1 protein-coding gene is annotated in these 12,838 nt (G+C 68.5%); it reads left to right on the forward strand.

What is annotated here, in order from left to right; all coding sequences use genetic code 11:
* Position 1: 1 nt before the first annotated feature.
* A partial coding sequence (locus tag NGM28_RS20025; protein ID WP_252091208.1) for a two-partner secretion domain-containing protein occupies positions 2–12,838 on the forward strand: 12,837 nt, incomplete at its 3' end.

Genomic DNA, 12,838 nt, shown 5'->3' on the forward strand with positions numbered 1-12,838 from the left:
CATGGACGTTCGTCAGTTCACTTTCCTGGCTCGCCAGCCTTCCGCCGCCCTGAAACCGCGCGACACCTTCTGGGGCCTGTCCAAGCGTGGCCTGGCGTTCATGCTGGCGAACATGATGTTCTGGCAGCCGCTGGTGGCCATGGCCGACGGCATCGTGGTCAACGGCAGTGCCACCAGCGTCGGCCAGGCCGGCAACGGCGTGCCGCTGGTCAACATCGCCACGCCCAATGCCGCCGGCCTGTCCCACAACCGCTTCAGCGACTACAACGTCGGCCAGCAGGGGGTGATCCTCAACAACGCCACCGAGCGTACCCAGGCCACCCAGCTGGGTGGTCTGGTCGTCGGCAACGACCAGCTCCACGGCCGCGCCGCCAATGTGATCCTCAATGAGGTCAACGGCACCCGCCCCAGCCAGCTCAACGGCTACACCGAAGTAGCGGGGCAGTCGGCCCATGTCATCGTCGCCAACCCCTATGGCATCACCTGCAACGGTTGCGGCTTCCTCAACACCCCACGCGCCACCCTCACCACCGGCCAGCCGGTGATCGAGAACGGCCAGGTGCAGCGCTACCAGGTCGAGCAGGGCAGCGTCGCCATCGAGGGCGCGGGGCTCAATGCCAGCAATGTCGACCAGTTCGAGATCATCACCCGCAGCGCCAGGGTCAATGCCCAGCTCCAGGCCCGCCACCTGGCGGTGATCGCCGGCGCCAACGACGTTGACGCCCAGAGCCTCAAGGCCACGGCACGGGCCGCCAATCCGGCGGACGCGCCGCAACTGGCCATCGACTCGTCGGCCCTGGGGGGGATGTACGCCGGGGCCATCACCCTGGTCGGCACCGAAGCCGGTGTGGGGGTCAAGCTCGACGGCCAGTTGATCGCCAGCGGTGGCGATATCCAGCTCGATGCCAATGGCCAGTTGCGCCTGGCCGAGGCCAAGGCGGAACAAGGCGCGGTGAATATTGCCGCCGGCCAGCTCGATGCCCGGGGCGCGGTGTACGCCGGCACCGATCTGCGGGTCAAGACCCAAGGCGACCTGGACAACCGCCAGACCCTCGCCGCCGCCGGGCGCGTCAACCTCGACAGCGGCGGCCGCCTGAGCAACCACGGCATCGTCGAAGCCGGTGTCAACCCCGACAGCAGCCGCAACACCACGGGTGACGTGCAGTTGCGCGCCCAACACCTGGACAACCGCGGCCAGAGCGTGGTGGCCAGCCGCGACATGCACATCAGCGCAGGCCAGGCCCTCGACAACCAGGGCGGCACCTTGAGCGCCCAGCGCCAATTGACGGCCAGCGCCGAGACACTGGACAACCGCGGCGGCGGTCGGCTGCTCAGCGCCGGCCAGAGCGACCTGCAAGCCGCCCGCCTGCACAACGGCCAGGGCGGCCTGATCAAGGCCGACGGCGCCATCGGAGCCAAGGTCGGCCACCTGGACAACAACGCGGGCGAGCTGTCCAGCCAGGGCACGCTGAGTGCCCAGGTGGCCAACCTGGACAACCAGGCCGGCACGCTGACGGCCGGCCAGCACCTGAACCTGGCGGCCAGCGGTGCGCTGAATAACCAGGGTGGGCGGATCTCCAGCCAGCAGACCCTGGGCCTGACAGCCGGGCAGGTGGACAACAGCAGCGCCGGGCGCATCACGGCGGGCAAGGCACTGACGGCCCGTGTCAGCGGCCTGGATCAGCACGCCGGCGGTCATCTGACCAGCGCCGAATCGTTGAGCCTGGACCTCGGTCGCGGTCACCTGGACAACCAGGGCGGCCTGATCCGCGCGCCCGCCGCGTTGCAGTTGCTCAACCTCGCCAGCGTCGACAACCGCGGCGGGGAAATCGCCAGCGCCGCCGCGTTCACCCTGCAGGCCGACAACCTGGACAACGGCCAGGGCAAGGTTCTCGGCGAGCAGGCGTTGACGCTGCGCATCGCGCGTGCGCTGGACACCCGCGGCGGCCTGCTTTCGGCCATGGCATTGGACATTGGCGCCGGCAGCCTGGACAACCAGGGTGGTCGCATCAGCGCCACACAAGGCCTGATGTTGCAACTGGGCGGGGCACTGGACAACCGTCACGGTGAAATCCTCGGCGCCACCGCGACCCTGAACAGCGCGTCGCTGGACAACCGCCACGGCCTGGTCCAGGGCGAGCGGCAGCTGACCCTTGAACAGACCGGCGCGCTGGTCAACCGCGAGGGCCGCCTGCTCACCGCCCAGGCGCTGACGCTCGGCGCTGCCAGCCTCGACAACAGCCAAGGCACGCTCACCAGCGATGGCGTGTTGCACGCCGTGATCCAGGGGCAGTTGCTCAACCAGGCCGGGTTGCTGGCCGGCAACACCCGCCTGCACCTGAATGCCGCGAGCCTGGACAACCAGGCCAAGGGCAGGATCACCGGCAAGCAGGCGCTGGACCTCAGCATCGGCCAGTTCGACAACCGTGGCGGTATCGTCTCGGCCGAGGGCGCGCTGCATGTCGGCGGCACCCGGCTGGACAACCGTGAGGGGGGCCTGGTCAGTTCGGGCCAGGCCATGACCCTGGCTGTGCAAGCCCTGGACAACCGTGCCGGTGAAGTCTCCAGCGCCACCGACCTCACAGTGGCTGGCAATGAACTCGACAACAGCAGCGGCGGCCGCCTGCTCGCCAGCGGCGACATGCACTTGACCTTGCAGCGCCTGGACAACCACCTCAAAGGCCTGGTGTCTGGCCAGCAGGCGGTCGAGCTGCACGCGGCGCAGTTGGACAATAGCGAGCAGGGCAGCCTGTATGCCAAGCGCGCGCTGTCGATGCAACTGAGCGCTGGGCTGAACAACCGCCAAGGCACGTTGCGCAGCGATGCAGGCCTGACCCTGCAGGCCGCCAGCGCCGACAATGACGGTGGCCGTGCCAGCAGTGCCGCGCCTCTGGTGCTGAGCACCACGGGGGCGTTCAGCAACCAGAAGGGCGAACTGCTGGGCGCGGGCACTGTGACCCTGAACAGCGCCAGCCTCGACAACCGCGGAGGGACCCTGCGCGGCGATGGCAGCGTGCAAGTGGCCACCGGTGCCCTGGACAACCGGCAAGGGCAATTGACCAGCGCCGAGCGGCTGACGTTGGTGGCGACACAGGTGGACAACCGCCAGGCTGGCCACATCGCCAGCACCCAGGCGCTGGACGCCAGCGTCAGCGGTCTCGACCAGCAGGAAGGCGGCAAGCTGTACAGCACCGAGGGGCTGACCCTCGACCTGCGCGGCGGGTACCTGAACAACGCCACCGGCCTGATCAACGCCCACGGCCCGCTGGTGTTCAAGCGACTGGCCCAGGTCGACAACCAGGGCGGCGAGATCTCCAGCCAGCAGGGGTTCACCCTGACCGCGCGGGGCCTCGACAACAGCGGCGGCAAGCTGCTCAGCGAGCAGGCCCTGAACATCCGCCTCGAGCAGGCACTGCGCAACGCCAAAGGCGAGGTGTCGGCGGCCGGGCTGAGTGCCACGGCGGCGAGCCTGGACAACAGCGACGGTGTGTTCGGCAGCCGCCAAGGGCTCGACCTGACCCTGGCGGGCGAACTGCTCAACGTCAAGGGCGAAGTCTCCACTGCCGGCGTCGGCGTGATCGACGTCGCCACCCTCAACAACCGCGATGGCCATATCGAGGCCGATACCCGCCTCGCGTTGACGAGCCATGGCGCGCTGCTCAACCAGGGCGGCACCCTGGGCGGCAAGCAACACGTGCAGGTGAACGCGGCGAGCCTGGACAACAGCCACGCCGGCAGCCTGTTCAGTGATGGCGGCCTGACCGTGAAGGTGGATGGCCTGCTGGACAACCAGGCCAAGGGCAGCCTCCAGACCCATGGCGCGAGCGACCTGCAGGCCGCGCACCTGGACAACCGCGGCGGGACCTTGCGCGCCAACCAGGGCCAGGTACTGCGTGTCGGCCAGCTGGACAACCGTGAAGGCGTGCTCAACAGCAAGCAGGGCCTGACCCTGAGCGGCCAGCACCTGCGCAACCGGCAGGGCCTGGTCAGTGCCGAGGGGCCGGTCACCCTGACCCTGGATGCCATCGACAATGACAAGGGCCGGATCTCCAGCAAGCACGACCTGCGGGCCACCGTGGGGGTGCTGGCGCAGCAGGGCGGCGAACTGGTCGCCCAAGGCGACCTGGCGCTCACCGGCAGCCACCTCGACAACCGCGATGGCGGCATGGTCGGGGCAAAAAAGGCACTGACACTCAAGGTCGAGCGCATCGACAACCGCGCCGGCGAGCTGTCCAGCCAGACCGGCACCGAACTCACCGGCCAGCACCTGGACAACAGCGCCGGCAAGCTGCTGGCCGGCACCACCCTGCAACTGACCGTCACCGAGCTGATCAACCAGGCCAAGGGGCTGGTGTTCGGCCAGGCTGTCCACCTCACCGGTGGCCGCCTGGACAATGCCGGGGGCAGCTTCGGCGCCGGGAAAACGCTGACGCTGCAACTGGCGGCGGGGCTGGACAACAGCGCTGGCAAGCTCACCAGTGAAGGCACCCTGGACCTGCACGGCCAACGCATCGACAACAGCGCGGGCCGCCTCTCCAGTGGCGGTGCGTTGAAGGTCGTCAGCGCCGGCGAGCTGATCAACCAGGGCGGCGTCGTCGAAAGCGCCCAGGCCCTCACGCTGAACAGCGCCAGCCTCGACAACCGCCGCCAGGGGCTGCTCAAGAGCGAAGGCGCCGCCACCGTGGACAGCGGCCACTTCGACAACCGCGACGGTGGGCGCCTGATTGCCGCCGGCAGCCTCGACCTCAAGGCCACGCAACTCGACAATGACGGCCGCATCGCCAGCGCCGGCCTGCTGACCGCCAACCTCGGCGGCCTCAAGCAGCAGGGTGGCGAGCTGAGCAGCAGTACCCAGCTCGACCTGGACATGAACGCTGCCGACCTGCACAACGCCGGTGTGATCAATGCACCGCTGCTGGTGCTCAAGCAACTCGGCGGCGTCGACAACCAGCACGGCGAGATCTCCAGCCAGCACGCCTTCACCCTGGCGGCCCGCAGCCTCGACAACCGCCACGGCAAGCTGGTCAGCGACCAGGCCCTGACCCTGCGCATCGAGCAGCTGTTGAGCAACCTCACAGGCCGCATCAGCGCCAACGGCCTGGACAACCGCAGCGCCAGCCTGGCCAATGCCGATGGCGTGATCAGCAGCCAGGGCGGCTTGCAGGTCACGGTCGACGACCTGCTGGACAACCAGCGCGGCACCGTGGTCGGCGATGGCGTCATGCAGGTGCACGCCAGCCACTTCGACAACCAAGGCGGCAGCCTGCACGGCAAGGGCGCGCTGAGCATCGAAGCCGCGCGCCTGGACAACCAGGACGGCAAGCTGGTCGGCACCGACACCCAGCGCATCAGTGCTGCCAACCTGGATAACCGCAACGGCCTGATCGGCGCTACAAAAGCGCTGGAACTCGACGTTGCCAGCCTCGACAACCGAGCGGGCGAACTGACCAGCAATGCCGACCTCAGCATGACCGGCCAGACCCTGGACAACAGCGACGGCGGGGTAGTGACGGCCGACCAGCACCTCAACCTGGGTGTCGCCCAACTGCTCAACGGCAACGGCGGCAAACTCAACGGCCAGCGCCTCACGCTCACCGGCACCGGGCTGGACAACCGCGGCGGCAGCCTGCGCAGCCAGCAGCCCCTGGTGCTGCGACTGGCGGGCGAATTGGACAACCGCGACGGCCTGCTGAGCAGCGAAGGCACCCTGCTGCTCAAAGCTGCCAGCCTCGACAACCGCCAGGGCCAACTGTCCAGCGCCAAGGACCTGAAGGTCGAAGTCACCGGCCAGGTGCTCAACCAGCACGGCGAGCTGGCCACTGACGGCACCCTGGCCCTGCGCAGCGCCGGCCTGGAAAACCAGGACGGGCGCCTGAGCGGCAAAGGCGCGACGACGCTGACCACCGGTACCCTGAACAACCAGGGCGGCCGCCTCGACAGCGGCGATACCCTGAACCTGACCACCGGGCAACTGAACAACGGTGGCAGCATCGGCAGCGCCAAGGCCCTGACCGCCAGCGTCAGCGGCCTCGACCAGCAGGGCGGCAAGCTGTTCAGCGATGCCGGCCTGACCCTCGACCTGCACAACGGCCAGTTGAACAACCAAGGTGGCCTGATCAACGCGCTCGGCCCGCTGCAACTCGACAACCTCGCCGGCGTCAGCAACCACGAGGGCGAGATTTCCAGCGCCCAGGCCTTCACCTTCGCCGCCCGGCACCTGGACAACACCCAGGGCAAGTTGCTGAGCAACCAGGGCCTGACCCTGCGCATCGCCCAGTTGCTGGACAACACCAAGGGTCTGATCGGCGCCGCCAGCCTTGATGCCCGCGCCGCGTCCGTGGACAACCGCGGCGGCACCTTGAGCAGCCGTGGCGACCTGCTGCTGACCAGCGACGGCCGCCTCGACAACCGCGACCAGGGCCTGATCAGCGCCAGCCAGGCCCTGACCCTGCGCACCATGGCCCTGGACAACAGCGCCAATGGCCTGGTCAACAGCCAGGGCCGCCTCGAGCTGCACAGCGCCAGCCTCGCCACCGGCAGCGGCGGCGAAGTCTCCGCCAAGGGCGCCATGGCCCTGGACCTCGGCGCGATCGCCCTGGCGGGCGGCCGCGTGGTCGGTGAGGGTGCCGTCACCCTGGACCTGAACGGCAATGACCTGGACAACCGCAAGGGCAAGATCCTCGTCCAGGGGCCGCTGACCCTGCAGCGCCTGGGCGCCATCAACAACCAGGGCGGCGAGCTCTCCAGCCAGCACGCGCTGACCCTGAACACCGGCGTACTCGACAACACCGACGGCAAGCTGATCAGCAGCCAGGTGCTGACGATCAACGCCGCCAGCCTGCTCAACCAGAACGGCCTGGTGTCCGGCTGGCAAGGCCTGGCCGTGACCGGCGCGAGCCTCGACAACCGCAACCATGGCACGCTGTCCAGCCGCAACGGCGCGCTGGATGTGCAGTTGTCCGGCACCCTGCTCAACAGCGCGGCCGGCGCCCTGGTCAGCCAGGGCCGCCTGAGCGTCGCGGCCGCCAGCCTCGACAACAGCGCAGGCATCCTCTCCAGCGGCGCCGGCCAGCGCCTGACAATCACCGGTGAGGTGAACAACAGCGCCGGCGGCCTGATCGACAGCGGCGCCGAGCTCAGCCTGCAAGCCGCCACCCTCGACAACCAGGGCGGCACCGTCAATGGCCAGCAAGCCATGACCGTCACCGCCACCGGCCTGCGCAACCAGGGCGGCACATTGGCCAGCAACGGCGGCCTCACCCTCGACCTGCTCGGCAAGCTGGAAAACGCCAACGGCAAGCTCGCCAGCGGCGGCCCGTTGCTGCTGCAACGGGCGACCCAGGTCGACAACCAGGGCGGCCAGATCGCAAGCCAGGGCCTGCTGACCCTGCTGGCCGGCAGCCTCGACAACCGCCAGCACGGCACCCTGGCGAGCAAGGGCCGCATGGTGATCACCACCACCGGCGTCCTGCGCAACGACGCCGACGGCCTCATCTACAGCGAAGGCGCCGACCTGCAGGTCACCGCGGCCGGGCTGGGCAACCGTGCCGGCCTGATGCAAGGCCAGGGCGGCCTGAACCTCGCCATTGATGACGAGCTCGACAATCAGGGCGGCAAGCTGCTGGCCAGCACCGGTGACGCCGACGTCAAGGCCAGCACCTTGAGCAACCAGGGTGGCACCCTGGCCAGCCTCAAGGGGCTGCTGCGCATCGAGGCCGACCAGACGCTGCTCAACGGCCAGGACGGCGCCGGCAAGGGCGGTGTCCTGCATGGCCAGCGCCTGGACCTGACCGCAGGCAGCATCGACAACCAGCACGGTCGTATCGCCGCCCAGCATGGCGATGCGCTGATCAAGACTGCCGCCTTCGTCAACACCAACGGCGGCCTGTACGCCAGCAACCTGGTGAAGCTCAAAGGCACGACCCTGGACAACAGCGCCGGCCAGATCGCCGCCGGGCGGGTCGAACTGGCGCTGGACGGGCAGCTCGGCAACCGTGCCGGGGTGATCGAAACCGACAGCACCCTTGCCGTGAAGGCCAGCGGCGTCGACAACCAGGGCGGCCAGTTGCGCGCTCTGGGCGCCGATGGCAAGACCGACCTGCAGATCGGCGGCGTGTTCGACAACCGCAACGGCCACCTGGAAACCCGCAACACCGATTTCACCCTGAACGTCGCCGGCCTGCGCAACCAGGGTGGCAGCCTGCTGCACGGCGGCGCCGGCACCTTCGACGTCGCCACCGCCAACCTGCTCGACGCCGGTGGCAGCGTGCTGACCCTTGGCGGCCTGACGCTGACCGCGGACACCTGGACCAACAGCAGCGTGATCCAGGCCGGGCGCCTGACCCTCAACGTCAACCAGCTGAACCAGACCGCCCAGGGCCAGTTGCTGGCCTCGGACCGCCTGGAGGGTACCGGCGGCAACTGGAACAACGACGGCCTGATCGCCAGCGATGGCTCGGCGCAGCTGACCCTGGCCGGGCGCTACAGCGGCAATGGCCGCTACAGCAGCCTGGGCAACCTCGGCCTGAGCGCCGGGCAGCTGGACCTGGGCGCCGCCGGCAGCGTGGCGAGCGGGCAGGACACCACCGTCAACGTCGCCGGCCAGCTCAACAACGCCGGCCGCCTGACCGCCGCCGACAACCTCACGTTGACGGCGGGTGGCGTCACTAACAGCGGCACGCTGGCCAGCGGTGAAGACCTGACCCTGACCACCCCAACGCTGCTCAACAGCAAGGGCCTGATCACCAGCGGCGGCGACATGCGCCTGCTGGCCGCAAGCTTCACCAACAGCTACGCCGACGTCTATGGCCTGGGCAACGTCTTGATCGCCCGCGACCCGAGCCAGGCCAAGGCCGACCTGCTGGACAACCGCTCGGGTACGATCGAAAGCGGTCGCAACCTGACGATCAACGCCACCACCGTCAACAACGTGCGTGACGTGTTCGACCATACGGAGCCGGAAAAGAAGTCGATCAAGATCACCGAGCTCGATTGCAACCTGATCCCTGGCCCCGGCTGCGATTTCCGCAAGAAAGGCCGGCGCAACGGCCTCTGGCAGATCGACGAGGTCGACAGCCTGACCGTCACCCGCAGCAGTGCCGCCGCCAACCTCAACAGCGGCGCCGACCTGCTGATCAACGCCCAGGTGCTGAACAACCGCAGCAGCGCGATCAGCGCCACCGGCAACCTCACCGCCAATGCCGTCACCATCAACAACAAAGGCCTGCAGGCCCAGGAAACCAAGACCACCCGCAAGTTCGTCAGCCACGTCAAACAGATCCACGGCGCGATTCCGGCCGCGGCCGCTTTCAACGCCAGGAACGCCACCAAACCGTCGGCGACGGTCGAGGCCGACCTCAGCAACTTCCTGAGCCTGATGGGCGGCGGCATGATTGCCAAGGAGGTCACCACACTCAACGGTGATGGCCAGGCCTACGACGCGGTGATCCAGGCGGGCGGCAACGTAGCGTTGAATGCCGCGCAGAACCTCAACAACAGCGTGATCCGCCCGTACTACGCCTATGTCGCGGCGGGGCGCACCAAGACCGACACCGGCGCCGGCAGCGGCTACTCCACCAAGGTTTCGATCAACAACCAGTTACCGCCGGACCTGGCCCAACAGCAGGTCAACCCGCTGACCCTGCCAGGCTTCAGCCTGCCGACCAGCCAGAACGGCCTGTTCCGCCTGAGCGAGCAGGGCGCCAGCAGCGCGCAGGCGGCCCAGGGCAGCAGCACGGCGCAGCACTGGACCTTGGGTGGGGCCAGCGTCGAGCTGGCCCAGCGCCAGCAGCAGCCCGACAGCCAAGGCCGGACCCTCCAGCTGGACGCGGTCGCGCCGCTGGTCGCCAGCACCCGTGAAGTGACGGTGGCGGCACGCGAGGCCGCAGGCATCGATACCCGCGCCAGCGTGATCGAAGTGGCCGGCGTCGGCAGCGCCGATGTCGGTACGCTACAGCCCGTGCGCAGCCAGCCGGGCACGATCGCCCGGGTCGAAGGCATCGAAGCGCAGGCGCCGCTCGCCGTCGCCGAGCCGACGCCGCAGGCCTCGCGCCCGACCTTCGACCTGCCCGGCCTGACACCGCAGCCGCGGCCGGCCCCAACCGTCGTCGCAGTAGCCGAGCCGACACCGGAGCCCGCCCCGGTCGCCAGCCAGGCCATCACCCGCGTCCAGGGCCTGCCCGAGCGCCAGGCGCAACCGCAGCCGCACAAGTACCTGGTGGAAACCAACCCGGCGCTGACCGAACTCAAGCAGTTCATGAGCTCGGACTACCTGCTCGCCAACCTCGGCTACAACCCCGACCAGAGCGCCAAGCGCCTGGGTGACGGCTTCTACGAGCAGCGCCTGATCCGCGACGCGGTGATGGCCCGTACCGGCCAGCGCTTCATCGACGGCCAGAACACCGACGAGAAGCTGTTCAAGTACCTGATGGACAACGCCATCAAGAGCAAGCAGCAGCTCAACCTGGCGGTGGGCGTGAGCCTGAGCGCCGAGCAGGTCGCGGCCCTGACCCACGACATCGTCTGGCTGGAAAAGACCACGGTGCGCGGCGAGGACGTGCTGGCGCCGGTGCTCTACCTGGCCCACGCCAACCAACGCCTGGCGCCTAACGGCGCGCTGATTGCCGGTAACAACGTCAACCTGATCGCCGGCCAGAACCTCGACAACGCCGGCACCCTGCGCGCCCTTGAAAAGCTTACGGGCACGGTCGGCAACGACCTGACCAACAGCGGCCTGATCGAAGCGGGCGGCCGCCTGGACCTGCTGGCCGGCAACAACATCGTCAACAAGGCCGGCGGCATCATCGCCGGGCGTGACGTGTCGCTGGTCGCCACCAACGGCAGCGTGCTCAACGAACGCAGCGTCACCGTGCACGAAAGCAGCGACGGCGTGCTCAGCGAGCGCACCGACTTCCTCGACAGCGCGGCCCGCATCGAGGCGGCCAACGACCTGAGCGTCAAGGCCGGGCGCGACGTCATCAACCGCGCCAGCGTGCTGCAGAGTGGCCGCGACCTGAAGCTGCAGGCCGGGCGCGACCTGAGCCTGGGCGTGGTCGAGCAGGTCGACAGCCATGCCAGCACGACGACCCGCCACAGCAGCTCGACGATCACCCAGCATGGCTCCACAGTGCTGGCCGGGCGCGACCTGTCGGCGGTTGCCGGTCGGGACCTGGCGGCGATTGCCAGCCAGATCGAAGCCAAGCGCGACGTGGCGATGTCGGCCGGCGCCGGCCTGAGCTTGATCTCGGCGGCCAACGAGCAGCATTCGGAGGTCAACACCAAGAAGGTCAAGGCGCGTGAAGACCACGTGCAGCAGGTGTCCACCACCGTCAAGGCCGGTGGCGACGTCGCCCTGATCGCCGGCCAGGACCTGGCGATGAGCGCCAGCCGGGTCGAGGCGGGGGACGAGGCTTACCTGGTCGCCGGTGGCCGCCTGGGCCTGCTGGCGGCTGAAGACAGCGATTACTCGCTGTATGACAAGAAGAAGAAGGGCAGCTTCGGCAGCAAGAAGACCCAGCGTGATGAAGTGACCAAGGTGACCCAGGTTGGCAGCGAGGTCACCAGCGGCGGCAACCAGACCCTGCAGAGCGGTGGCGACCAGTTGTACCAGGCGGCCAAGCTCGACAGCGGCCAGGACATCACCATCGCCAGCGGCGGCGCGGTCACCTTCGAAGCGGTCAAGGACCTGCACCAGGAGAGCCACCAGAAGAGCAAGAGCGACCTGGCGTGGACCAGTGCCAAAGGCAAGGGCCACACCGACGAGACCCTGCGCCAGACGCAGATGGTCGCCCAGGGCGAACTGGCGATCAGAGCGGTCGATGGCCTGAACATCGACATCAAGCAGATTGACCAGAAGTCGGTGCACCAGGCGATCGACGCCATGGTCCAGGCCGATCCCAAGCTGGCCTGGCTCAAGGACGCCGAGCAGCGTGGCGATGTGGACTGGCGCCAGGTCCAGGAGCTGCACGACAGCTTCAAGTACAGCAATTCCAGCCTCGGCCAAGGGGCCATGCTGGCGATCATCATTGTCGTGACGGTGTTGACGGCCGGGGCCGCCAGTACGGCGGTAGGTTCTGCTGCGGGTGCCACGGCGGGGTCCGGTTCGGCAATGGCGGCGGCAGGCACTGCCACGGCTGCGACCACGACCACCGCCACGGCCGCCGCTGCGACCACAGCCGCTGCGAGCACCGCGGCGACGGCTGCTGCGACCACGGCTGCCGCTACTACCGCTGCGACGACCGCCGCGACCACTACGGTGGCCGCTGGCTGGGGCAATGTGATGGCCTCCTCGGTGCTGACGGGGATGGCCAGCAACGGCGCGGTCAGCTTCATCAACAACGGCGGCAACCTGGGCGCGACGTTCAAGGATGTCACCTCGAGCCAGAGCCTGCGCGGCTATGCCTCGGGCGCGCTGACCGCAGGCTTTACCGCCGGCGTGCTGGACAACGCGTTCGGGGTCACGGGAGACAACGTCAACCGGGTGACCAAGGGCTTCGACCTCAGCAAGCTGTCCGACATCGGCAAGTTCACCGCCTATTCGGCTGCCCAGGGCGCCGCCCAGGCGTCGTTCAACACGGCACTGCAGGGTGGCAGCCTCACGGACAACCTGCGCAACTCCCTGGCCTCCCAGGCGCAAGGCGTGCTGCGTGGCGTCGCGTTCAATGCCGTGGGTGACTTTGCCAGAGATCAGAACTGGGCGAACGCCAGCATCGAGAAGACCGCGCTGCATGCCCTGGTCGGTGGCCTGCTCAGCGAGGCGGCGGGCAAGGGCTTCGCCACCGGCGCGCTGGCGGCCGGCGCCAACGAGGCGATGAGCGAAAGCTTGAGCAAGCTGGTCAAA

The organism is Pseudomonas sp. MWU13-3659, assembly GCF_023757525.1.
In the GTDB taxonomy this organism is placed as follows: domain Bacteria; phylum Pseudomonadota; class Gammaproteobacteria; order Pseudomonadales; family Pseudomonadaceae; genus Aquipseudomonas; species Aquipseudomonas entomophila_E.